Origin of the sequence: Aquibacillus saliphilus, assembly GCF_020404745.1 — a bacterium.
GTDB lineage: Bacteria > Bacillota > Bacilli > Bacillales > Amphibacillaceae > Aquibacillus > Aquibacillus saliphilus.
In genome coordinates this window covers 23,141-49,573 of sequence record NZ_JAIZAP010000015.1, presented here as the reverse complement: position 1 = coordinate 49,573, position 26,433 = coordinate 23,141, and the positions used below count along the sequence as shown (strand labels likewise).

Annotated in this window: 19 protein-coding genes and 1 pseudogene; 18 read left to right on the top strand and 2 right to left on the bottom strand. The window is 35.4% G+C overall.

Going from position 1 to position 26,433, the window contains the following annotated elements; all coding sequences use genetic code 11:
• Positions 1 to 24: 24 nt before the first annotated feature.
• The 11 genes and pseudogenes from LD272_RS14970 to pyc all read left to right on the top strand — a co-directional run bounded on the left by LD272_RS14970 (position 25) and on the right by pyc (position 14,653).
• Positions 25 to 1,485 (top strand): bifunctional 2-methylcitrate dehydratase/aconitate hydratase, encoded by a 1,461-nt coding sequence (locus LD272_RS14970; RefSeq protein ID WP_304511985.1) that lies wholly within the window; start codon positions 25 to 27, stop codon positions 1,483 to 1,485.
• A 28-nt stretch (positions 1,486 to 1,513) separates the two neighbouring features.
• On the top strand, positions 1,514 to 2,434 hold the full coding sequence (gene prpB, locus LD272_RS14965) for a methylisocitrate lyase (RefSeq protein WP_226037429.1): 921 nt from the start codon (positions 1,514 to 1,516) through the stop codon (positions 2,432 to 2,434).
• A gap of 315 nt (positions 2,435 to 2,749) precedes the next feature.
• Positions 2,750 to 3,208, top strand: a complete 459-nt coding sequence (locus tag LD272_RS14960; protein ID WP_226037428.1) for a respiratory nitrate reductase subunit gamma — start codon at positions 2,750 to 2,752, stop codon at positions 3,206 to 3,208.
• Between the two features lie 1,261 nt (positions 3,209 to 4,469).
• Entirely contained in the window at positions 4,470 to 6,638 is a 2,169-nt protein-coding gene (locus tag LD272_RS14955; RefSeq protein WP_226037427.1) for a malate synthase G, read from the top strand.
• A gap of 397 nt (positions 6,639 to 7,035) precedes the next feature.
• Positions 7,036 to 8,316 (top strand): isocitrate lyase, encoded by a 1,281-nt coding sequence (gene aceA, locus LD272_RS14950; RefSeq protein WP_226037426.1) that lies wholly within the window; start codon positions 7,036 to 7,038, stop codon positions 8,314 to 8,316.
• Between the two features lie 71 nt (positions 8,317 to 8,387).
• Entirely contained in the window at positions 8,388 to 8,516 is a 129-nt protein-coding gene (gene yhfH, locus LD272_RS14945) for a protein YhfH (RefSeq protein ID WP_226037425.1), read from the top strand.
• A gap of 68 nt (positions 8,517 to 8,584) precedes the next feature.
• A complete protein-coding gene (rraA, locus tag LD272_RS14940) occupies positions 8,585 to 9,055 on the top strand; it encodes a ribonuclease E activity regulator RraA (RefSeq protein WP_226037424.1) in 471 nt (156 codons plus the stop codon).
• A 465-nt stretch (positions 9,056 to 9,520) separates the two neighbouring features.
• Positions 9,521 to 9,616, top strand: coding sequence for a putative holin-like toxin (locus LD272_RS14935; RefSeq protein ID WP_226037423.1), 96 nt, complete (start codon positions 9,521 to 9,523; stop codon positions 9,614 to 9,616).
• A gap of 608 nt (positions 9,617 to 10,224) precedes the next feature.
• Positions 10,225 to 10,350, top strand: a pseudogene (locus LD272_RS14930) (MarR family transcriptional regulator); the annotation flags it as partial.
• A gap of 24 nt (positions 10,351 to 10,374) precedes the next feature.
• On the top strand, positions 10,375 to 10,893 hold the full coding sequence (paiA, locus tag LD272_RS14925) for a spermidine/spermine N(1)-acetyltransferase (RefSeq protein ID WP_226037422.1): 519 nt from the start codon (positions 10,375 to 10,377) through the stop codon (positions 10,891 to 10,893).
• Between the two features lie 328 nt (positions 10,894 to 11,221).
• Positions 11,222 to 14,653 carry a pyruvate carboxylase gene (pyc, locus tag LD272_RS14920; protein ID WP_226037421.1) on the top strand — a complete coding sequence of 1,144 codons (3,432 nt, stop codon included), beginning with the start codon at positions 11,222 to 11,224 and terminating at the stop codon, positions 14,651 to 14,653.
• 198 nt (positions 14,654 to 14,851) lie between these two features.
• Here the strand turns inward: pyc and LD272_RS14915 are convergent, their stop codons facing one another.
• Positions 14,852 to 14,989, bottom strand: a complete 138-nt coding sequence (locus LD272_RS14915; protein WP_226037420.1) for a hypothetical protein — start codon at positions 14,987 to 14,989, stop codon at positions 14,852 to 14,854.
• 674 nt (positions 14,990 to 15,663) lie between these two features.
• Between LD272_RS14915 and LD272_RS14910 the strand changes: the two genes are divergently transcribed.
• The 3 genes from LD272_RS14910 (at position 15,664) to LD272_RS14900 (ending at position 19,273) form a co-directional block, all read left to right on the top strand.
• On the top strand, positions 15,664 to 15,858 hold the full coding sequence (locus LD272_RS14910; protein ID WP_226037419.1) for a hypothetical protein: 195 nt from the start codon (positions 15,664 to 15,666) through the stop codon (positions 15,856 to 15,858).
• Positions 15,859 to 16,758: 900 nt separating this feature from the next.
• A complete protein-coding gene (locus LD272_RS14905) occupies positions 16,759 to 18,585 on the top strand; it encodes a MotA/TolQ/ExbB proton channel family protein (protein ID WP_226037418.1) in 1,827 nt (608 codons plus the stop codon).
• Entirely contained in the window at positions 18,578 to 19,273 is a 696-nt protein-coding gene (locus LD272_RS14900; RefSeq protein ID WP_226037417.1) for an OmpA family protein, read from the top strand. Before LD272_RS14905 ends, LD272_RS14900 begins: the two co-directional genes overlap by 8 nt.
• A 1,381-nt stretch (positions 19,274 to 20,654) precedes the next feature.
• Here LD272_RS14900 and LD272_RS14895 read toward each other — a convergent pair.
• On the bottom strand, positions 20,655 to 21,644 hold the full coding sequence (locus LD272_RS14895; RefSeq protein ID WP_226037416.1) for a LacI family DNA-binding transcriptional regulator: 990 nt from the start codon (positions 21,642 to 21,644) through the stop codon (positions 20,655 to 20,657).
• A gap of 765 nt (positions 21,645 to 22,409) precedes the next feature.
• Here LD272_RS14895 and LD272_RS14890 point away from each other — a divergent pair.
• From LD272_RS14890 to LD272_RS14875, 4 genes are all read left to right on the top strand, one after another.
• Positions 22,410 to 23,753, top strand: coding sequence for an ABC transporter substrate-binding protein (locus tag LD272_RS14890; RefSeq protein WP_226037415.1), 1,344 nt, complete (start codon positions 22,410 to 22,412; stop codon positions 23,751 to 23,753).
• Between the two features lie 112 nt (positions 23,754 to 23,865).
• Positions 23,866 to 24,747, top strand: coding sequence for a carbohydrate ABC transporter permease (locus tag LD272_RS14885; protein WP_226037414.1), 882 nt, complete (start codon positions 23,866 to 23,868; stop codon positions 24,745 to 24,747).
• A gap of 16 nt (positions 24,748 to 24,763) precedes the next feature.
• On the top strand, positions 24,764 to 25,606 hold the full coding sequence (locus tag LD272_RS14880) for a carbohydrate ABC transporter permease (RefSeq protein ID WP_226037413.1): 843 nt from the start codon (positions 24,764 to 24,766) through the stop codon (positions 25,604 to 25,606).
• Between the two features lie 173 nt (positions 25,607 to 25,779).
• Positions 25,780 to 26,424, top strand: a complete 645-nt coding sequence (locus LD272_RS14875; protein WP_226037412.1) for a YesL family protein — start codon at positions 25,780 to 25,782, stop codon at positions 26,422 to 26,424.
• Positions 26,425 to 26,433: the final 9 nt, after the last annotated feature.

Here is a 26,433-nt window from a genome sequence, read left to right as displayed (position 1 = left end):
CAAACGGATAAGGAGTGAACCAACATGCTAAACAAAACGATGGAAAATAAGACAAAAGATAGACTAACAAATGAAACGGATCCACTGTTAGTTGAGATTGCAGATTTTGTTTTGGATAAGGAAATAGACAGTGAAGAAGCTTATCAAACGGCAGGTTTTGTATTAATGGATTCGATTGCTTCGGGTTTGCTTGCCTTGAATTATCCTGAATGTACCAAGCACCTTGGACCAATTGCACCTGGAACAGTTGTGCCAAACGGGGTGCGAGTTCCGGGGACACCCTATGAATTAGACCCTGTTCAGGGAGCGTTTAATATTGGCTGTATCATCAGATGGTTGGATTACAATGATACGTGGCTTGCCAAGGAGTGGGGACATCCATCAGATAATCTAGGTGCCATTTTAGCAATTGCTGATTATATCAGTCGATCGAATATAGCAGAAGGAAAACAACCTTTGAAAATAAAAGATGTATTAACTGCGTCGATCAAGGCGCATGAAATACAAGGTGTACTTGCGCTTGATAATAGCTTTAACCGTGTTGGGCTCGATCATGTGTTGTTAGTTAAAGTTGCTTCCACCGCAGTTGTAACTGCGATGCTCGGGGGTACGAAACAGGAAGTGATTAATGCGCTATCAAATGCGTGGGTCGACAACTCTAGTCTCAGGACGTACCGTCATGCACCCAACACCGGTTCACGTAAGTCTTGGGCAGCAGGGGATGCAACGAGCCGAGCAGTAAGGTTATCTATGATGGCACTTAAAGGTGAAATGGGGTATGCCACTGCATTATCTGCTCCAAAATGGGGGTTTCAGGATGTTCTATTTAAAGGGGAAGAACTGACACTTGCTCGTCCGCTCGATTCTTACGTGATGGAGAATGTCCTGCTTAAAATTGCTTTCCCTGCTGAGTTTCATGCACAAACTGCTGTAGAATGTGCGATACAACTTTATGCACAGGTTCTAGACCGTCTGGATGAAATCGATGAGGTCGTATTAACTACACACGAAGCGGCAATGCGAATTATTGATAAAACCGGACCGTTGTCCAATCCTGCTGATCGTGATCACTGTTTGCAATACATGGTAGCAATCGGACTTATCTTTGGTGAGCTGACAGCCGACCATTATGAGGATGATATTGCACTTGACGCCCGTATTGATAGTTTACGAGAAAAAATGACAGTCGTTGAAGATAAAGAGTTCAGTAAAGATTACCTAGATCCTGATAAGCGCTCCATAGCAAATGCAGTGCAAATTCGGTTTAAAGATGGATCCGAGACGGAAAAAGTCGTTTGTGAGTATCCAATCGGCCATCACAGACGCCGGCAAGAAGGAATTCCTATGCTAATAAATAAATTTGAAAACAGCCTTAAGGGCCAGTATCCAAAAAAACAAGTACAAACCATTAAAAAGATAATGTTGGATCACAAGCAATTAGAAGATCTAGCTGTATCTGATTTTATGAAAATGCTAATGATCTGAATTTAGTTTTTGTAAGGAGATGAACAAAGTGGCTTGGTTGGTAGAAGATGAAAAAACTCAAAAAGAATTAGCTGAACAATTTTTAAAACGAATCCAAACAAATACGATTGTGAAAATTCCGGGAACACATGATGGAATGGCAGCACTTGTCGCTAAACAAACAGGCTTTGAAGCCCTCTATTTATCTGGAGCAGCCTATACAGCAAGTCGTGGCTTGCCTGATTTAGGCATTATTACATCAGAGGAAATCGCCCAACGTGCACGCGACCTCATCCGGGCGACCCAACTTCCATTACTTGCCGATATTGATACAGGTTTTGGAGGTATATTGAATGTCGCTAGAACCGCGAGAGAAATGGTCGAGGCGAAGGTTGCAGCTGTTCAAATTGAGGACCAAGAATTACCGAAAAAATGCGGTCATTTAAACGGAAAAAAGCTGATCTCGACAGAAGAAATGATGCAAAAGATTCAAACAATAAAACAAGTCGCTCCAACAATTGTGGTCATTGCTAGAACGGATGCTAAAGGAGTAGAGGGGATAGAAGCCGCAATTGATCGAGCACAAAAGTACATGGAAGCGGGTGCAGATGGTATTTTCCCTGAAGCACTACAAACAGAAGAAGAATTTCAATACTTCAGTCGAAAAGTGAAAGCTCCTTTACTAGCAAACATGACAGAGTTTGGCAAAACACCTTACTATACAGCAGAACAGTTCGAAAACTGGGGATATAGCATGGTTATCTATCCGGTTAGTTCGATGCGAATCGCTGCAAAAGCCTATGAGAAAGTATTTCAAGAAATTTTTGAGAAGGGCACACAAAAAGATGTGCTGGACGAGATGCAGACGAGAAATGAGTTATATGAACAGATAAGTTATTACGATTATGAAGACCTAGATGAGAAAATTGCGCGGACGGTTTTGCCGGATGATGAAGGGAAGAAACTATGACAATTGGTACATGGCTGTGTGCCGATTTTAAAAGAAATTTACTTTGAAAATGAAATTAGAAATAACCACAAATACATTGCCCAAAGCGATCAAGAATAAAGTTATCTAGAACGATGAGTCTTCTGAGGAAGGCTCATTTTTATTTCTGGAAGTCAATTAAAACTTACTCTTTAACTAGTCCCAATACCGATATTTATGGCACACCACATACTATCAGGGAAATTCCCACTTAAAATCAGGATAATCCCTAATGTCACAAAATTGTCAAAAAAGGTATGATGAAAATATACAAATGACGAAGGTGGAGACGTGAACATGGTGGAATTGATTATATGGTTTGTTTTGCCTTTTGCATCAATTGCTATATTTTTAATGGGTTTAATTTGGCAATATGATCACAAAGATGATTATAAAAAAGGATTTAAGAACACCTTGTGCATTAGTCTTGGTTTGTTCATACTCGTAACCGGAATTTTTTCTCTTAAGAGTGAATTAACTATTTTTCATTGGGTGATAAACGTATTCTCTTTTAATCTGAGCGATACAATAATGGCAAATGCACCTTTATTGGTTAAGGTGAATGTTCTTAGTCTATGTTCTTTATTGATAATTCTTCCATTCACTCATTACATCAAGCTATTTAACTTTTTTTCTTTAAAGGGCTATATAGTAGTCGGTTTAGTGTTTTATCAGTTAACTAGTATAGGTATAAGATTAGAGGGCCTGTTTCGAAATGTTCATAAAACAAAAACGAAAGCTGTCAAAGAATTTTAAAGTGTAAATGTCATAGAACCAAGCTAATTAGATTTAAATGGAAATTGTGATGACCTAGGATTATAAAAAAGGTAAGGACTTTACTTCATGAATTCCCCACTGGAGGATAGAAGTTACTAATTTATATAGAAGAAAAGTAGACATCTTAAAGAAGATAATGGAGGTACGTTTTGTGCTTTATTGATGTATTTGTTTAAAAGGGATTTAGATAGACCTGTAAATGGTTCTGAAGCATTTCCTGAAGGATAGTTAGTTTAGCCGTTTTCCCATTTTACTAATCTCAAAAAGAGTAAATCGCTACTACTGGTAATATGTATTAAATTGTTGAGTTAATCTAGTAACAAAATTGATATTATAGTAGTCTCGCAGTATAACCTAAGTGTATTCACTAGAGTTCGTATCAGTATGTTGTTTTGGTACCTTCTTAATTGCATTACTCGCATTGGTCACAACATTGATCAATAAAAAATAGACCTCCCTATTTACCTACTAAGTACTTTAGGTGAGGTCTATCCGAAATATGGCTAGCCGATCCCTCTGGGGGAACCGCTTATCAATGGGCCACAGTTGGCAGCTGTGGTCTTTATAGTTTTATTCTAATTCTATTATTGTTATACCATCATGTAGTTGACAAATGAATAGTGTCGGTTAATTAATGCTTATTTTCTTATTGTTCAGGCATGAATGATATTGGCTCGGTCATTCAGTAATGGGGAAGAGCTGTAAAGGATTATTTTAAATTCTAAAAGTAAATGTTTCGTTTTAAAATGATGGGTAGGTGCCACTTATATACTGAGTGGCACCTACCCATTTCTTCTATAGAGGTAAAGTTAACTATTCTGGTGAGAGCTAAGAAATCGTAAGTAATTAGTTGAAGGTATTGAGCAAAAATAAACAAGAATAGAATTTTCGATTGGTCGATCCATAAGTAAATTGTTATATGTCTACATTACTTACTAAGCGCCTTACATAAAAGAAGTAAATAGCACGAGTAAATCACTTTTTCGCAAAAACATCTAATTAATACCAATAAACTATTGTTTAACTGTTTTTACTGTTATATAATATAAAACAATATAATAAACTGTATTAGTACAGTGTATTTCGAGAAATGGAGGTGAAATCCTCGAACGTCAACATGCTAGCTCTTGTTAGATCATCTAATGTTAACTACCATCTGTACGATTCTACGATTGTACCAATTTATTGGAATAACTATATTTTTAGTGTAGGGAGATTAAATTATAGGGGGAATAATATAATGTCAGGCTATGTACGTGTCGGTAATATGCAAGTAGCATCAGTACTATACGAATTTATCCATTCAGAGGTGCTTCCAGATTCTAAGGTTGATAATTTCTGGCTTCAGTTTGAGCAGTTAATAAAGGATTTAACACCAGAAAATAAAGCGCTATTAGAACAACGTAAGAAAATGCAACAGGAAATAAATAGTTGGCACATAGCTAATAGCGATTTTGATATGGATCAATATAAATCTTTTTTGCAAACCATCGGTTATCTTGAAAAAGAGGTTGAAGATTTTGAAATTACAACGAAAAATGTAGATGATGAAATAACCCTGCAAGCTGGACCACAATTAGTTGTTCCGGTAAATAACCCGAGGTATGCAATTAATGCTGCCAATGCGAGGTGGGGGAGTCTTTATGACGGATTATATGGTACCGATGCGATTTCAGAGGAAGATGGTTGTGAGCGTGGAGATTCTTTTAATCCGAAACGCGGAGAAAAAGTAATTGCCTATGGTAAGCAGTTTCTAGACCAATCTTTTCCATTAAATATCGGTTCGCACAAGAATGTCGTCAAATATAGTCTTTTCAAAGGAAAACTTCAGGCTGTATTAATCAATGATCAGATTGCTGAATTAAAGGATAATTCCAAACTAGTTGGCTATCTGGGCAGCCTTGACAATCCGGATTCAATAGTAGTTAAAAACAATCAATTGCATGTTGAAATTCAAATTGATGATACGGATCCGATTGGAATGGGAGACATCGCTGGTGTTAAAGATATAGTATTGGAATCTGCTCTGACCACGATTATGGATTGTGAGGATTCGGTTGCTGCTGTGGATGCAGAAGATAAAGTAGACGTCTATCGTAATTGGCTTGGATTAATTTCTGGTCAGCTAACAACTTCTTTCCAAAAGGGAAATAAAGAAATTAATCGAACACTTCATCCTGACCGTGTTTATACATCACTCACAGGTTCTACTTATACATTACCTGGACGTTCATTGATGCTTATTCGAAATGTAGGTCATTTGATGACGAGTAATGCCGTATTAGATGAGAATGGTGAAGAGGTACCTGAAGGCATTCTTGACGGTATTATTACTAGTTTAATAGCAAAGCGAGATATACTTAATAGTGGGATATATATAAATTCAGGCAAGGGTTCTATCTATATTGTTAAACCAAAAATGCATGGTTCGAGAGAAGTTTCCTTTGCGAATAAACTATTTAATCGAATTGAGGACATGTTAGGACTAAAGCGATATACAATTAAAATCGGAATCATGGATGAGGAAAGAAGGACTACATTAAATCTGAAAAACTGTATTTATGAAGTTAAGGAAAGAATTGTCTTTATTAATACAGGTTTTTTGGATCGAACTGGTGATGAAATTCATACGTCGATGGAAGTAGGCCCGATGTATCGTAAAAAAGATATGAAGTCCTCACCGTGGCTGCAGGCCTATGAAAAATCAAACGTAGCTGTGGGTTTAGCTACAGGTTTAAAGGGCCGGGCACAAATTGGTAAGGGGATGTGGGCGATGCCTGATTTAATGGCTGACATGTTAAAACAAAAAGTTGGTCAGCTTCACGCAGGTGCGAATACAGCATGGGTCCCCTCTCCAACAGCAGCTACATTGCATGTGCTTCATTATCATAAGGTAGATGTTGTTATGACACAAAAGAAATTAGTGAGTCAGAAAACACGTTATCTGAATGATATTTTAACATTCCCAGTTATTGACCAACCATCGTGGAGTTCTGAAGAAATTCAAGAACAATTAGACAATAATATTCAAGGTATATTAGGCTATGTTGTTCGGTGGATTAATCAAGGAATAGGATGCTCAAAGGTTCCGGATATTGATCATGTTGCTCTAATGGAGGATCGTGCTACTTTACGTATTTCTAGTCAGCACGTTGCTAACTGGTTACATCATCAGATTTGTTCAATCGAACAAGTTGAAGAAACATTAAAACGGATGGCGAAAATAGTTGATAAGCAAAATGCTAGTGATCGTAATTATATTTCTATGTCTAATAATTACGCTGATTCTGTAGCCTTTCAAGCAGCTTCAGACTTGATTTTTGAAGGTTATCATCAACCAAATGGGTACACAGAGCCAATTTTACATCGCCGCAGAATCGAAGCTAAAATCCAGTATATAAACAATTAAGATAAATGCCCCATCTATCGTAGAAAACTTACACAGATAGATGGGGCATTTATTTTTGTTTTTAGTAAAGCGTAACGTCGTCATAGCTAGTTCGATGACTATTTATTCTACGGTAATTACAGGATTTTAAAGCTTTTGAACAACAAGTATTGATCACTCACTTAAATTGTTGTACAACAATTTAAGTGAGTATAAACGAATAAAGCGCATAACAATTATGATTTAAAAAACTAGTTGGATGTACTGTGTACAAGTGAAAATGGGCCTTTTTAGGGAAATTAATTAAATAGTAAAAAAATTCGAATTATCTGTTGTATAATCAAAACATCTGTTATATAATAATTTTACAAACAACGAACTGTACTAACACACAGATTGAAAATTAGGGGGTTGGAAAATGACAAGTGAAAGAGAAGCGTTAGAATTACAACAGGAATGGGAGACAGATTTACGATGGGCTGGTGTTGAACGTCCGTATTCGGCAGAGGATGTATTACGGTTACGAGGATCTATTCAAGTAGAGCATACATTGGCTCGTAAAGGTTCAGAAAAGCTTTGGAAGTTGTTAAAGAAAGAACCTTTTATAAACTCATTAGGTGCGCTAACTGGTGGGCAAGCTGTTCAGCAAGTAAAAGCAGGACTTAAAGCAATTTATCTTAGTGGATGGCAAGTAGCCGCTGATGCAAACGTGGCAGGTCAAATGTATCCCGATCAAAGCTTGTATCCAGCTAATTCTGTTCCACAGGTAGTAAGCCGAATTAATAACTCACTTTCTCGAGCTGATCAAATTCAACACATGGAAGGCAAGGGAGATGTGGATTATTTTGCACCAATCATAGCAGATGCTGAAGCAGGATTTGGTGGGCAGTTAAATGTATTTGAATTGATGAAAGGAATGATTGAAGCAGGTGCAGCAGGGGTTCATTTTGAAGACCAATTAGCATCCGAAAAAAAATGCGGTCACCTTGGTGGCAAGGTATTAATTCCAACCCAAAATGCAGTGCGAAATTTAATATCCGCTCGACTTGCAGCAGATGTCTCTGGCGTACCAACTGTATTAGTCGCTCGCACGGATGCAGATGCAGCTGACTTAATTGTGAGTGATATCGATCCAATCGATAGACCTTTTATTACTGGAGAACGTACGAATGAAGGATTCTATCGAACAAGAGCAGGTATTGATCAAGCGATTGCTCGTGGCCTTGCATATGCACCTTATGCTGACTTAATTTGGTGTGAAACATCAAAACCAAGTTTAAAAGAAGCGAAAAAATTTGCAGATGCAATTCATTCCGAGTTTCCTAATAAGATGCTTGCTTATAATTGTTCACCTTCGTTTAACTGGGAAGCAAATCTTGATAAAGAAACGATTGAAACGTATCAAATTGAACTTGGCAAAATGGGCTATAAATTCCAATTTGTGACTCTTGCTGGATTTCATGCACTAAATTATGGAATGTTTGAGCTTGCGAAAGGCTACAAAACTAGGGGTATGGCTGCATACTCTGAGCTTCAACAGGCTGAATTTGGAGCTGAAAAAGACGGTTACACAGCAACAAGGCACCAACGAGAAGTTGGTACAGGATACTTTGATGAGGTTGCTCAAGTTATTTCAGGTGGTAGATCATCCACGACAGCACTTAAAGGTTCAACTGAAGAAGCTCAGTTTCAAAAGTAAGAAATTATGATAACGTCTTCATCTACTCTTTGATTAAAGGATTGAAAATTTAAGGAATGGAGTGATTAATTGTGCAAACACTTGCTTCTGAAAGAATCGAGTCAAAGTACTGTACTGATTGCGGGAATAGAATAGACAGTGTACAATTGCCGTATTTCAATCAATGTGACAAATGCCTAAGAGATGCTGACCACGATTGATTCATTCTAGAAATTTAGAAGAATAAACTCGGTTTTAACATCGAACCTATCTAAAAGGAGGTTTGGCTATGCACACAGCTGACCTTTGTGATGAGCACCGTGACCGTATAGTGGTAGCGGATTCTATCTTTCAATTTTTTGGTAAAAAGAATGCTTTCCATGGTCCAATTTATACTTTGAAGGTTTATGAGGATAATCTACTCGTGAGAAATGCACTTCGAACAATCCCGGAAGAAAGCGTACTTGTAATCGATGGTGGGGGTTCAAGGCGATCCGCAATTGTCGGCGATAATCTAGCGGAAATCGCTGTTCAAAGAAAATTAGCGGGAATGGTTATCAATGGATGTATTAGAGACAGTCATCAGATAAATGAAATGGACGTTGGTATTTATGCTCTAGGAACAAATCCTATAAAAAGTAAGAAACAAGGATTAGGTTATGAAAGTATTTCGGTAGGATTTGCAGGAGTGAATTTCACACCTGGCTCCTTTTTATATGCTGATCGTGATGGAATAGTAGTAGCTAAACATCAGTTATAATGAAATTTATCATAGTCAGGATGTAAACTTTTTAATCCAGCAACCTCAAAAAAAGTTAATAGCCGTTCATAGCTACATGGCAAGTAGGAGAAAAACCTTGATTCTTTTTCTGAAAAAGAATCAAGGTTTTTTTATGAAAAAAGAGTACCATTTTGATGTTTTTAAAACGGAAAAATAGGTAATATTAATTATTCTTTTTCTGATGTATTGAGAACAACTGAGAGAATCGTCTATAAATGAACATAATAGCATGTACTTATTTCTAATAATTGGTGAGTTCGTGTGCATATATGGACATTAAGGAACCTAACATATTAGGACTTCTTACGGATATTAGTAAATAAGAGTGTTGTTCTAAAATAAGGGAACATTTGTTCTTTTTGTTAAATTTATGCTATAATCTAGCAAGATAATGTTCTTTTAGGGAGTGGTCGGCTAAGCCCCACCAGAAAGGGGGTGATGCCTATGAGTATATTTGAATTAATGATGGTACTGATTGGTTTTGGTACCTTCTTGATTGCATTACTCGGATTGGTCATAACATTGATCAATAAAAAATAGACCTCCCTATTTACCCTGAAAAGTTAACTAGGTGAGGTCTACCGCAATATGGATAGCTGATCCCTCTGGGGGAACCGCTTATCAATAGGCCACAGTTGGTAGCTGTGGTCTATTTAATTTTATTCTGATTATAAAGTTATTATACCATAATTTAATTGGCAAATGAATAGTGGCGGTCCACTAATGCGATATTTTAGATTACAATCTAAGTAATAACTCCTAAGATGTTTATTGATAAGTGTTAGTGTCTGCTTTAAAAAAGGAATAATAGCACTGTTGCAACAGATGAACTGCATTGACTGAAACAGTTGATGTTTATATAATTATGTTGCTAAAAATGTAGACGCTAACAAATATACACCATGCTGCTAAATTTCAAATGGACAACGACTGATTAAAGCTAACAGGGGGGGATCTATTGTTTAAGAAAATGACGGTTTTTTAAATATGTAGATTCATTGCAAGTTTATGATTTACAAGGCCATGAGTATGCGACCGGAAACCATATACATCTGTTGAAAAATGATCGTTTACAAGAAATTAGAGTTAAGGCAACGGAACAAAATGGCGGATTAGACTGGATTTTTTCCGATAAATCGGACACTGCATTGATTGCCTTAGAGGGATTTTCAGAAGAAGAAGTGGAGACCACTTTTAATTTTCTTCAAAGAGTGAGGGGAAATGTAGAAGTGGATTGGGAATACGTTATAAAAGGGAACAAGAGATATTATTGATTATACAAGGAGTGACATAACAAATTGACAATAAGTATAAATAAGTGTACCTTTCAAGATTTACGCATACTTCAAGAAATTAGTTATGAAACATTTAATGAGACATTTAAGCATCAGAATTCGCAGAAAAATATCAATGCCTATTTAGAAAAGGCATTTAACTTAAAACAATTAGAAAAAGAATTATCCAATATTTCCTCACAACTCTTTTTTGTTTATTATAGGAATGAAGTTGCTGGATATTTAAAGCTCAATACCAATGATGCACAGTCTGAAGAAATGGGAGTTGAATCACTTGAGATTGAGAGGATTTATATAAAGAGCAAATTTCAAAAACATGGACTTGGTAAGTATTTGCTAAATAAAGCATTTGAAATAGCGGTAACACGTAATAAAAAGAAAATCTGGTTAGGTGTATGGGAAAAAAATGAAAATGCAATTGCCTTTTATAAGAAAATGGGCTTTGTTCAAGCAGGAGTCCACTCGTTTTACATGGGTGATGAAGAACAAATGGACTTAATTATGACTAAAATAATCAAATAACCTTTTAAAGGTGGATTATTTTGTGAATTCCAAACCATTTTAAAGTCATAAACTTTTATGAAATCAAAGAATTTAATGAGAGGAACCGAATTGGAACAATAAAAAACAGTACTGTGATTATTAGATTAGTAAATACATTTGATTTCATTCATTAATATAACTGAGTATTTTGTTATTTAAAACTTCCTATTGTTTTAAAAGCATGATGACGAAAGCTTGCATAATGAATAAGAATCTTATAAAATTTCTGTATATTCAAAAATTTGAAGTTTTAATGAGTTAATTAATAACAATATCAAGGTTTTTGTTTTTAAGGAGGAGGGGGATAATGAATATAAAAAAGGTACTGGTTGCTAACCGAGGAGAAATTGCTATTCGAGTGTTTCGTGCCTGTACAGAACTAGGAATGAGAACAGTTGCTATATATTCAAATGAAGACACGGGTTCTTATCATCGTTATAAGGCGGACGAGGCTTATTTGATTGGTGACGGAATGAAGCCAATTGATGCTTATTTGGACATTGAAGGTATCATTGAGCTTGCTAAAACGACGGATGTAGATGCTATCCATCCAGGCTATGGATTTTTATCAGAAAATATTCATTTCGCCAGACGTTGTGAACAAGAAGGGATTATCTTTATCGGACCTACATCAACACACCTTGAAATGTTTGGGGATAAAGTTAAAGCAAGGGAGCAAGCAATACGAGCCAATATTCCAGTTATACCAGGTAGTGATGGTGCCGTTAGTAGCTCAGAAGAAGTAGAGCATTTTGGTGAACAACATGGCTATCCTATCATTGTTAAAGCTGCTCTTGGTGGTGGTGGACGTGGCATGCGTGTCGTTCGAGACAAAGAAGAAGTAGAAGAAAGCTATCAACGGGCGAAGTCTGAAGCAATGTCTGCGTTTGGTGCGGATGATGTTTATGTTGAAAAATTCGTTGAGAACCCAAAACATATAGAAGTACAGATATTAGGAGATAAATTTGGGAATATCGTTCATCTTTATGAGCGCGATTGTTCGATTCAACGACGCCATCAAAAAGTAGTGGAGGTTGCTCCAAGTGTATCGTTGTCTGACGAGGTAAGAGACAAGATTTGTGATGCAGCTGTTCAGCTGATGGATAATGTTCAATATTTGAATGCGGGAACTGTTGAATTCCTCGTGCAAGGTAGTGACTTTTATTTTATTGAAGTAAACCCGCGTGTTCAGGTTGAACATACAATAACAGAGATGATTACTGGTATCGATATTGTCCAAACACAGATGTTAATCGCTGAGGGCTATTCACTTGATAGTCAACAAGTAGGCATTAGCAATCAGGAAAGTATCCGGACAAGTGGATATGCAATTCAATCTCGAGTGACAACTGAAGATCCGTTAAATGATTTTATGCCAGATACCGGTAAAATTATGGCCTACAGATCAGGTGGTGGATTTGGGGTTCGATTAGATGCCGGAAATGGGTTTCAAGGCTCGGTTATCACTCCTTATTATGATTCGCTGCTCGTAAAGGTTTCTACTTGGGCTCTCACGTTTGAACAAACAGCAATTAAGATGCATCGTAATTTAAAAGAATTTCGAATTAGAGGAATAAAAACGAATATTCCTTTCTTAGAGAATGTGATTACTCACAAGCAATTTTTAAATGGCGAATATGACACATCATTTATTGATTCGACTCCGGAACTTTTTGTCTTTCCAGAAAGTAAAGACCGTGGTACGAAAATGCTCAATTTTATTGGAAATACGACAATAAATGGATATCCAGGCGTTGAAAAAGAAAAGAAGCCACTGTTAAGCAGTCCACGTATTCCAATTATTAAATCATCTGACCAGGTACAAGATGGAACCAAACAAATTTTAGATCAAGATGGTCCAGAAGGATTGGCTAACTGGATCAAGGAACAAAAACAAGTATTATTAACCGACACGACATTCCGAGATGCTCATCAATCACTACTCGCGACACGTTTTCGAACGAATGATTTGAAGAAAATCACAGAACCAACGGTAACACTCGTACCGAATTTATTTTCACTTGAGATGTGGGGGGGAGCAACCTTCGATGTTTCCTATCGTTTCTTAAAAGAAGATCCTTGGGAACGATTAAGGGTAATGAGAAAAAAAGCGCCAAATATTTTATTTCAAATGCTTCTTCGTTCTTCCAATGCAGTCGGATATAAAAACTATCCAGATAATGTTATTAAGGAATTTGTTGATCAAGCAGCGAATCAAGGCATTGATGTGTTCCGCATTTTTGATAGTTTAAACTGGGTGAAAGGCATGGAGCATACGATTGATGCAGTCCGTCAGTCAGGAAAAATTGCCAATGCTGCCATTTGCTATACCGGGGATATTCTCGATCCGGCCAGATCCAAATATGATTTAAAGTACTATAAAAAGATGGCTCAGGATTTAGAAGCAGCAGGGTCTCATATGTTAAGTATTAAGGATATGGCTGGTCTTTTAAAACCGGAAGCTGCGTATCAATTAATTTCCACGTTAAAAGAAACAGTGGATTTACCGATCCATTTACATACACACGACACAAGCGGTAATGGCATCTTCACCTATGCAAAAGCTGTTGAAGCCGGTGTTGATATTGTAGATGTCGCGATGAGTTCAATGGCTGGTTTAACTTCACAGCCTAGTATGAGTAGCCTTTATTATGGTTTGCAGGGACACGAGCGACAGCCCGAGCTTGATATCGCTTCAGTTGAAAAAATAGCTCATTACTGGGAAGACGTACGCAAGTTTTACAAAGGATTCGAATCAGGTCTAAATGCACCAAATACAGAGGTGTATATGCATGAAATGCCAGGCGGACAATATAGTAATCTACAACAGCAGGCGAAAGGTGTTGGTCTTGAAGGGCGCTGGGATGAAGTTAAGCAGATGTATAGCCGTGTAAATGACTTATTTGGTGACGTTGTAAAGGTGACACCATCTTCTAAAGTTGTTGGTGATATGGCCTTATATATGGTACAAAACGAACTGACAGAAGAAGATATCTATCAGCGCGGGGAAACATTGGACTTTCCGTCATCTGTAGTTGAAATGTTTGAGGGCTATTTAGGTCAACCCTATCAAGGATTCCCGAAAGAATTACAAAAGATCATCCTGAAAGGACGCGAGCCTATAACAGTTAGACCTGGTGAGAAGCTAGTGAATGTTAACTTTGACGAGGTAAAAGAAGAACTAGAAGAGAAGTGGAATCGTGAGGTTACAGATGAAGAGTTAATTAGTTATGCTTTATACCCAAAAGTCCTGGATGATTATAATGAGTCTTATGAGGAATATGGCGATATGTCAGTACTAGATACACTAACCTTTTTTTACGGATTACGATTAGATGAAGAGATTCGGGTTGAGATTGAACAGGGGATAACTCTGGTAGTGAATTTAGTTTCAATTGGTCATCCGCAACCAGATGGGACACGTAATATTTATTTTGAAATAAATGGACAACCGCGGGAGGTCACAATTAAAGACGAAAGTGTCATGTCGACTGTGACCACCAATCCGAAAGTGGATAAGAAAAATCCTAATCATATCGGAGCAACGATGCGTGGAACGGTGGTTAAACTCCATGTGACAGAGGGAGAGAAGGTGAAAAAGGGGGATCATCTTGTTATTACTGAAGCAATGAAAATGGAAACAACCATTCAAGCCCCTAGAGATGGTATTGTGAATAAAATATATGTAGGAAATGAAGACAAGTTAGAAACAAATGATTTATTGATAGAGTTATTATAAGAAATCATGAAAGCGGTTTAACACACCTGGAAAAGTCACATTTAATGTTACATCATTAGATGTGACTTTTTTGTATAAAGGATTAGTAGGAAGAATCCAAAACGTAGGACGTAATTATCCATTAAACGGGGCATCTAGATTTCAACGGTCTGTTAACCAATAAATTTAATAACAAAAAATCCCCTCATTAGAGGGGACTTAACAACATACTTCTTCTTTTTCCATATCTACTAACTCAGTATGATAGACTCCTGATAGAATCTTCGGCTGTAGATCTGTTATATATTTTTTGATATCTTCACGTTGCTCACTGATATCATTTAATTGAAAGTACACAAAACCCTCTTGATAACATAAAACACAAAGATTTATGTCCGCTCCAACTTTTGTTGTTGCTACTAGTCTACAAGTTTCACCTTTTGGTGGCATTTCAAATGAGATTTTAATCTCCTCCTGATGATTTTATAATCACGACTACAATTACAAATTTTATCACAGGCTTTAATGAAAATGAAATTGCTTTAGACTTGTTAATCCAAGATATAAGCTTATATTTGTTGAAATTGAAACAATACCACTTGAGTTCTTTTAATAGAGTAGAATTACTCCCTTAAGGATGCGTTGCCTTTAAAAATATATACTTGTGTCATTTATAAGACAAATGAACAGATAAAAGCTTTGTTTGATACGTGCAAAAATTGCTTCATATTGTATTGAAAGTATAGTGGGTATTGTCGGAATTACGGAATTAGGTTTTAATTTAGCAATTATACTAATAAGAGATTCGACAATCTAATCCTATATTATCTTAGTAATAAGTGCGAATGTTTCTATTTTACTGATAATGCCTGTTGTATCAGCAATTATTAATATAATAACCTTAGTTTTTATTTTAATATTTAGTAGTGGATTCAATTGAAAGTGAAGTGTTATGTAAAGATAATTTAAAGCAATTTGATATAAATTCCTATTTCTTGAATAGATATAACCTTAAGGAAGGGGGTGTGAAGGTGAATAATTATCCATTATTATATTTGGCATGTATACTTGCGGGTTTTGCACTTATTAGAGTTCCGTTGCAAGGTTTTTTAGCACCACTAGAACCTTTGGCTTTTATTATTGGGGTGCTAGCAATTTTATTATTTTCAGGCGTGATTATCTATAACGGGGTTATGGCCTTATTTGGCGTTAGAAGAAAGCTATAAATTAATAGTTTTTTTGGTCACAAAAAAGTAGCCAAGTTAATAAAAACTGGACTACTTATTGGACTATCACAAAATAGAAATAGTCTGCGTTTTCTTTTTAACATCACAGGGGACCCAACCATGCCACATCCTATGTGTGGGAATGTAAGCTTGCCTCAGGTAACATTTCGCACCATTAAAGGGCTCGGATAAAACACTTCTGATTCAACATGTCATGTTTTACAGACTTACTGACTGCAAGTTGAAATGTTGCCTTGTCAGGACATGGGTCAGTTCCGTTGGTAGGATACTGATTTTTTGGAAATGGTATTTTAAGACTCTTGGTTCTTAAGGATTTGATGGTCCTTCACGATACTACGGTTGTTACGATTGATTGTTGGTGGACTCACCTGCTTTCATCAATTCATATCGTCCGATTTTCCTGTTCTTCCTAGTTTCGATAAATCGTATTAAACAGAACTAACTAGGATGGTTGAGTCTGCTGCGATGTTAAACGTTGTAAGAAGGGATGTTACTCTATGTCCTCTACCTTACAATTATAGTATACCATGAAAATACGGAAAATATTATGACTAATTTGTTAACGTTTTCAATAAAAATAGGAATGAATTAGTGTTTTTAGGTATAAATTCTGCAGGATTGAACAACGTGTTTTGTCATTAAAACAAGTACTTGAAGAGCTCGTTTAGAAACAAACGGATTAATAAATGGTCAGTTTTTTTCCTGTTTTCCTAGAAATTATGAACAAGCACTAAATAAAAATTTCTGAGTTGCTCCCCGCAGAAACATGATTTGGCGGTGCTCTGAATAACAATATAAAAAGCTCTGTTTAAGACGAGTTTCGTAAATTTATATTGCACCAGATATGATAGGTGATTTTCAGATAGGGGGAGAATTTAAATGATAGAAGCGATTCTACAGTTATTTATAAGTGAGCAAAAAGCACAGGCCATTTTAGCAAATGGGATTATCGAGTTTATCTTCATGGTCTTATTGGCCACATTTGTCGTAACTATTCTTGTTCATTTTTCGGTTTTTAGTAAATTAAAAAAGATACGTAGTTACTTAAATGATACGAATAGAATGGATATTGATCCACTCAGTTCCTTTAAAGATGAATTTAACAAAAGACAAAGGCAGGAAACGGTAAGAACTGAAACGTTTGTTCAAGAGAAATTTTCAAGTTGGCGCGTGTATAACGTACCAGTTATCAATCTGATAAAAATGGTGCAAATGACTGTCTCTATGTTTATATTGATTGGTGTACTGGGGACTTTTATTGGACTGACAATGGCGCTAGGTAATATCGATTCTGGAGGGAATCAGCTGGTCGAAGATGTTGCGAGTGTTCTTGCAGGGATTGATGTTGCATTTTATACAAGTATTGCAGGAATGGGATTTTCACTAATGATGACGGTAATTATTAGAGCTTGGAATACGGAATATTTGTTAACAGATATTATGTTGAAAGTTGAATCATGTTTAGAGGAAAGTGAACAAAATGGCATCAGTCGTCTGATTGAGGTTTCGGAAACAATCAATACTTCTATTGTTAGACTTCAGGAGACAAATCAGGACTCGTTACAAACTATTGTTCACTCATTTAAAGGTTTTCAAGATTATACTGCTGGTTTACAACAGTCTGCAAAAGATTTAGCTAAGTTTAATGATGGTTTGTCCAATAATCTGAAGGATTTTCATGCCTTGTTTGTTCGTGTGAAAGAAGTAACTGATGGCTTCAGTAACGCTACCACAAAAGCAAATAGTAATTTTGATAAATTATTCGCCTATTTTAAAAGAATGGACGGCAGAAATGAACGAATGATACATGCATTTGAGGCTACCTATAAACAAATCAAGGAGTTATCAACATCTCAGATTGAAACACTTCAGCATTTTGACGATTCTGTTGTAGATTTGAAAAATTTTGCATCTTCGGTTGCTGACGGACAAAAGTCAGTAAGAGATTCGTTTGATAAAATGAATCGAACGAGCATTGATTTGGTTAGAAGGATGGAGGAACATAACCAGCAGTTTAAAGGGATTTTTGGAGATGATATAAGTTCAAAACTAACTGGAATCACTTCTCATTTAGGTGAGTTGACAAAGGATTTTGATAAGTTAGGGGATTCGATTGTTGATTTACCTGATGCTTTAAAAACAATCAGTACAGCACAAGCAGAATATAAGCATTTATTATCCGACCGTTTTGATGAGCTAAAGCAGTTTAATAAAGATTTTAGTGACCATATAAAATCTCATTCATCAGATGCAGTCGCGTTTGAAAAGCATCTGATTGACGCTTCGACAACATACGAACAGGTAGGTATCAAGAATACTCAGTTAATTAATGAAATAAGTGGAACAATCTCTATGATGAAAGATTCGTTTGATCATAGAGAAAATCAAATCGAAGTAAGTGTTGGGGTATTAAAAGATACACTTTCTAGATATGTTGGCAACTTAGAAGGTACACTTGGAGATAAATTGGATAAGGTAGTTCGAAATATCGGTGATTATATTGAGTTGACCAATGAAGGAATTAAAAAGGAATGCAAGCAAATTCGCCAAATAACTGAGGAAAATCAGCAAAGTAGCGCCCGTTATCACAAACAAACGAGCAATGAACTAAATCAAGAGATTCAAAAATTGAATCAACAGCTGAATGCATTTAATCAAGAGGCAGTAAGACTAAGTAATGGTATTAGGGTTGATCAACATGATTAATAAATACCAAAAACTATTTAAAAACGAACAAGATGAGAGTCATTTTTGGCCGTCTTTTACGGATTTGTTAACAACCATTTTATTATGCTTTGTTTTAATTTTTATAAGTATGATGATTATTAAATCCTTTCAAATTGAGGAAATGAAACAGACCATTGATCAAATTATGGGTGTTAGGGTTGAACTAGTAAACGAATTAAATGAAGAGTTTAAAGATTCTAGCTCCGGAATTGAAGTAGATGAGAAGACAGGTGCGATTATTTTTAACACCGATATTTTATTTGAACTTGATGAAGCAGTCTTAAAACCGGAATCATTTCATTTTTTAGACGAATTTGTTCCCAAATATCTAGATGTCTTGTTAGGTAGTGACTATGAAAGTTATATTTCAGAAATAATCATAGAAGGCCATGCTGATAGAATAGATGGCTACTTATATAACCTAAACCTATCTCAAGAGAGAGCATATAATGTAGCTGCATATATCCTTGGTGAAGATTTTCCGTACAAAAATATCCAACAACATTTGGAGGAAAAACTAACAGTGAACGGTAAGTCCTATACCGATGGGCGCACCGATGAAGATGGTAATTATAGTGAGGAAGCTTCACGACGTGTTGAATTTAAGTTCCGTTTGAAAGATGAGGAGATATTGAATAAAACAAGTGAATTACTAAACGGTAATTGAGTAGTGTTAAAGGCGCTAGTTTATAAATAGCGAAATAGATAAAGGGAGCAGATTGGGTGTAATGTTGATCAAATGTACTGCAGCTATTTCTTTAATGAAATGATAACATTTTTGTAAGCTAGATCTCGAATTTTCCCACCTAACGGAACAGCATGTCACTTGCACTTATTCGTTAGACGATTAAATCTTTCCTCTTTCAGCTAGTGTGGCCACTTTCTTAATATGTTCTTATTTTCTGGAATTTTTTAGATTCACTAGGGGATTCAATTGGATCGTTATTACCTTAACAAGTAGTGTGATTTTAAACCGTTGACCAAGCTTATTAATGAAACAAAAAAGCAATCCAGTCAATTATTGATTAACTGGATTGCTTTTTGTTAACAGTGCAGGGGACCCAACCATTACACATCCTAATGGGGAAGGTTTGTCACTTTTTATAACTCTATCCCATTTTTGGCTTTTAAGAACACTTCTGATACAACGTATCATTGTTTCAGTCATTATGACTGCCAGTGAGAAGTGTCTAACTGTCAGGATATGTGTCAGTTCCGTGAATAAGGATACTGATTCCACCTGATAAAGCTTTTCTTTTTTACTAAAGACTCATATTCGAAATGGCCGGTTTGACTAGCTTTAGCTCCACAATTATAATGCTTTTCGTTTACACTAGAGTTCATCGAATTCACATCTCACATTTAAGTTTGCCCCGTATAAAGCATTAACTGATATCAAGATTTTCATTTCTAAAGGTTGATTGATTAGTTAATCAATTATCTTTAGGTAAATGATCATTAGACAAAGCATTTGTATCAGTTTTAAAATTCTTAAAGTATTGATGTTCCTTCAGAGTCACTTCAGGTTGTAACGATCTTAGTGGATTTACTTTCACTAGATTTCTACGATTAAATCAGAAAGTCAATTGGTAATAAACACCTTGCTTTCGTCATTTTTAAATCGTCCGACATTGTTCCTAGTTTTACTTAAAACATATTAAAACGAAACTAACTAGGATGGTTGAGTCTCCTGCAATGTTAACGGCAAGAAAGATTGGATGGGAATTTCGTGTTCCTCTTTCTTACACTTATAGTATATCACGTTTAATTGAAAAATAGTATGACATATTTGTTAACGTTTACATTAAAGTGAGTCTATTATGGATATCAACGAGCAGTTAACCTGAACCCGTTATTTTTTATTTTCGTGAAGAACTATCATAGAGCCATCCTCTGTATTAGTAAGACATAAGAAGTCTTTCAAACTATTATCCTTCTTTTAAATCTATGTTAAGGGGTAAATAGGAGTCTAGTATTGTCGATTCTAAGCAACAACAGTTTAAAAACAGGAGAAAAAAGCATTGCGTTATCTTGTCTCATTTAAAAAATCACTTTTTTACAGGAGCACAAGATTTTCTTTCTACAAGCGTAGGAGTCAATTTCTTGATTTCTGTATTTACATTGCTTGTTTCAATTAGTTTGATAGCAGAATAGACAATTTCTACTGCAAGATCTTCAACAGATACACCAATACAAGTTAGAGGAATTTCTAGATGAGCCATTTGCGGAATATTATCATAGCTGATGACAGAAATTTCACCAGGAATATGAACATTATTTTGCTTTAGGCAACGGATAATACCACCGCTAATTTCATAACTTCCACCTATTATTGCTGTCGGTAAGGCTTTGCGATTTAGTACTTCATCAACTGCTTGGTAACCATGGTACCAGTCCAATCCTCCAGTATTAATGATATTATCGTTGTTATATGTAATTCCATACTTTTTCATTGCATTCTTAAAACCTTCAAATTTTTCCATTTGAAGTGGATCGATAGGAGATATATTTCCAATATAAATAATTTCTCTATGGCCAAGTTCATATAAATAATGGATTGCATCATCCATAGCTTGACTATGATTGGCATCAATGATTGGATAGTGTGAATTTCTTTCTCCAGATACACCATATGAAATCATTGGAATGGTATTTGGGTTTATTTCAGTATATATATTTTCTTCAAACAGAATAATTCCATCAACCTGAAATTTTTTGAATGTCTCCATTGATTTTTGAATCGAATCCACAGATAAAATCATCGAGTAAAGTGTTTTGGCCATTTCATTACTAATTTTTGTTACCAATGTTGCTAGAACAGTTCTTTCAATTGTTGGCCAGATTAAACCAATAACCTTCGTATTTTTGCTAACTAAACGCTGTGCGGCAAAATTAGGTTCGTACCCCATATCCTTGGAAAGTTCAATAATTCTACGTTTTGTATCCTCCTTGACTAATGAACTATTATTCAACGCCTTTGATACGGTAGAATAACTGACTCCAGCAATAGCAGCAATATCTTTTATTGTAATATTCATAACATGATCACCTAACATTCATTATTAAATTTGACATTAAAAATGTATTGTTAATCTTAATATAATGTAGCATAAAATAACAACGCTTTCATTAATATATTTAATATATTTCATATATTAGGTAATATTAATTATTTTGAAAGCGGTTGCTATAATTTAGAAAATGTTCTAGTATATAGTTAACAACGTTGTTACAATTCGAATAGGAAGAGAAAGAATATGTGCTATTGTTTTAAATAGCTAACTTTATAACAAATGTTTATTGTTTGCAAACGTTAATATTTGTTTTGTTTTGGTTTTGTAGATAAATCAGGAAACTATTGAATATTCAAAAGATGAAAACGACTAAAGTTGTTATTTATTGGTTTAATTTGGATTTTTTTGTTAGAAATAATAATTAATGCGTTGATTGCGTCAGAATTAAGTGATAATATAAAAACAAACAAACATAAAACTACAAATACAAACAGAATATTTTTACTATTCGAAGTCAAATTGAAAATAAGTATATACATATAATATAAACTAAAATTCAAACGTTGTTATTTTAAAGCAAAAAATGAAAACGCTATCTATTTATTAGAGTTTCTTGACATTCAATGAAAGGTGGTGGTTCTGGAAGAACTATTTAAATACTTGTTGTCTTGTTAGGTTGATATTGGTGTGCTAATAATTTTGAGGGCTTTTATTTTTGAACTTTTGTACAAATTTAACAAATTTATCTTTCACTTTTACTTGCGATTATTTTTAAGGAGGAATATTAGGATGAAAAAAACACTTTTGTTAATGTTATTAATGGTTTCTTTTGTATTAGTTCTATCTGCGTGTGCTGATTCGGAGGATGCGTCTAATGAAGACACGTCAAGTGGAGATACTTCAGACGATTCTTCTAATGAAGAATCTGAAAACGCTTCCGAAGAAGAAGGTGATGTTAATCTTCGTATCGCTTGGTGGGGTGGCGAAGATAGACACGAACGTACATTAGAGGTAATTGAAATGTACGAAGAACAAAATCCACATGTTACTATTGAAACAGAATATTCTGGTTTTGATGGATATTTTGACAAGTTAAGCACCCAATTTGCTGCTGGAAATGCGCCAGATATTATTCAATATGGTGGAAATTTAAATGACTATGTTCTTAGGGATGTGGTATTACCTTTAAACCAATTCCTTGGTGAAGAAATAGATGTGAGTTTACATGATAAAAAAATGTTAGAATCGGCAACATTTGATGATGAACTTTATGGTGTGACTTTAGGAAGTAATGCCTTTGGATTGTTATTGAATAAAACTAAGTTTGAGGAAGCAGGAGTCGAAATGCCGAGTAAAGACTGGACTTGGAATGACTTCAACGAAATAACAGCAGAAATCACTGAATCTCTTGACGGTGTATATGGAACGCAATACTTCGGAGAAGATGGATTTGGAGTATATATTGACCAAAACGATAAAGTCCTTCATGAAGATGGAGTTCTTCAAATTGAAAAACAGGATGTTCAAGACTGGTTTGAATTATGGGTAGGAATTAGTGACAATGGTGGGCTTGTACCACCAGAAATTCAAGCGGAATCATCACAAACACCAGAACAGTCATCAATCGTTAGAGGTGATGTAGCAATCGAATTTGGAGCAAGTAACCAATTGGGTGCATACGCTGGAGCTACAGAAGATGAAATAGTACTTCATAACCCGCCTTATAATGATCTTGGGAACCATGGTGCTTCGTTAAGAGCTAGTCAATATTTTGCTGGTTATTCAGAAACAGAGCATCCAGAAGAAGTAGCTAAATTCTTGAATTTCTTTGTTAATAATAAAGAAGCAGCTGCCGTTTTAGGCAATGACAGAGGGGCACCTGTTAATTCGGAAATTAGAAAAACATTAATAGAAAACGCCAATGAGCTGGATGAAGCAATTTTTGCCTATGTTGATTTTGTCAGCTCAACTAATGACTCGCCGTTTGTACCTAACTTGCCAGGCTATAATGAAACACAAGCTGTATTCAAATCAATTGGAGAAGAGATTTTCTTTGAACAAACCTCTATTGAAGACGGTGTGGATTATTACTGGGAAGAGTTGAACTCTATACTAGATGATAATAGAGAGTAATATAGTCAGCAGATAATAGCATAAATGATAGACATAAAATGAGCTCCTTCTCTATAGAGGAGGAGCTCATAAACTAAATTGTAATGAATCACTGTGAAGGAGAGTGGAAGAGGTGTTTCAAGCGAAAAAAAACTATCTTATAGCCTATGGATTCTTACTACCATGGTTAATTGGATTAATAGGGTTAGTACTTGGACCGATGATAAGTTCCTTATATTTATCCTTTACTAACTATGATCTATTAACTTCTCCTGAGTGGATTGGGATTGGTAACTATACTGATTTATTCGGCGACAGAGTCTTTAAAAAGTCGGTTGAGGTAACTTTAGTATTTGTAATTGTTGGCGTTCCGTTACAGCTTCTAGGCGCATTATTAGTTGCAGTGTTATTAAACCAAAAATTAAGAGGGTTAGGTTTTTACCGTACAATTTATTACATACCTTCATTACTTGGAGGAAGTGTAGCAATCGCTATACTATGGAAAAACATATTTGGTTTGGATGGTCTTATTAATGATTTTCTAGCGTGGTTTGGCATTCAAGGGGAAGGTTGGGTATCTAACCCTAATTATGCTGTGTACACACTGATCGCTCTTGCTGTATGGCAGTTTGGTTCCTCTATGGTAATTTTTCTTGCAGGTTTAAAACAAATTCCTATGGAGCTATATGAATCTGCTTCGGTTGATGGTGCAACTGCTTTTAGAAAATTCAAATCTATTACACTACCATTAATAACTCCAGTATTATTGTTTAACTTGATTATGACATTGATTAAGTCAGTCCAAGTGTTCACATCTGCGTTTATTGTAAGTGAGGGAACAGGTGGACCATCAAACTCCACGATGTTTTATACATTGTTATTATATCTGAAAGGATTTTCATACTTTGATATGGGTACTGCTGCAGCGATGGCATGGTTACTCTTGATTTTCCTTGGATTATTAACAGCTGTAGTATTCTTTACATCTAAATACTGGGTACACTATGGAGACTGATAACGGAGGGATTAAAATGACTAATTCACTAAATTTCAAGAAGTTAATCACACATTTATTTGTCCTTGGTTTTGGATTGGTAATGCTTTATCCAGTTGTATGGATGGTTTCTAGTTCTTTGAAGCCTGAGTATTTAATCTTTTCTGATCCAGGACTTTGGCCAAAAGAAGTTACTTTTGACAACTATATCAAGGGTTGGCAAGCCGTAGGGGATGTAACATTTGGATTGTTCTTTAAGAATTCATTTGTCATTAGTGTAATTGCAATGCTAGGTAATCTAGTGACATGTTCAATGGCCGCATATGCTTTTGCTAGAATGAATTTTCCTTTGAAAAAGACATTCTTTGCTTTGATGATATTCACAATTATGTTACCTACACACGTTACCTTAGTACCTCAATATGTAATATTTCATAGTTTAGATTGGGTTAATACTATTTTACCGCTAACTGTTCCTAAACTATTAGCAACTGATGGTTTTTTCATCTTTCTTATGGTTCAGTTTTTTAGAGGTATTCCTAAAGAGCTAGATGAAAGTGCAACGATGGATGGATGCGGTCCAATACGTATATATTTACGTATTATTTTACCACTTGCAGTACCTGCATTACTTACAACAGCAATTTTTACTTTTATGTGGACATGGGATGACTTCTTTAGTCAAATGATTTATTTGACTTCAACGGATAAGTTTACAGTTCCATTGGGTCTACGATTATTCTTGGATTCTGAAGGTAGTTCGTCTTGGGGCGCACTTTTTGCAATGTCTGTCTTATCGCTAATTCCAATTATGACAATTTTCTTCTTCTTTCAAAAACAAATTGTTGAGGGAATCGCAACAACCGGACTTAAAGGTTAAATATCCATTTAACATACATGTCAATTACATTATTATTTTCAGTTAAGAAATATTTCATCATAAAACAGAAAAGGAATAAATAATGTAAAAATTCTAATGTCAATAGAGTATTAAAAAAGTACTAATAGACTATTCGTTTAATCAACACCTTATTTAAAAGGAGTTAGTCTGAAATGGGTATAGAAGGTTTAACAGGTCAAATATTAAAAATAAGTAATGCTATTACCAAGATGGCTTATATTAACTTTCTTTGGGTACTATTTACATTATTGGGTTTAGGGGTCTTTGGTATTATGCCAGCTACTGTTTCTCTTTTCACCATTCTTCAAAAGTGGGTTAAGGGAGACAAGGAGATTCCTATTTTCAAAACATTTTGGCGAACTTTTCGCAAGGAACTATTCAAATCGACTATTCTAGGAGCCATCCTGGTCGTAATAGGATATGTTTTATACTTTGACATTACTCACTTACCATCAGGAGGGATATACACCTTTTTAAAAGTAGGATTAATTGTATTTGTTATTCTTTATTTAATGGTCGTACTCTATTTCTTTCCATTATACGTCCATTACAATATGAAGAAATTACAATATATTAAGTATTCTTTATTAATAAGTGTGGCATATCCACAGATAACTCTAATAATGATAGTAAGTGCAGGTATGGCTCTTTATCTTATATATACCTTTCCAGCGTCCATCTTGTTTTTTGGTATTAGTTTTCCTGCCTACATTATAATGTTGTTGGCATACCAGTTATTCAAGAAAATAGATGCAAAAATTGGTGAAAAGGTACAAGAAGTAGCTGAAGCGAAATAATATCAGTTT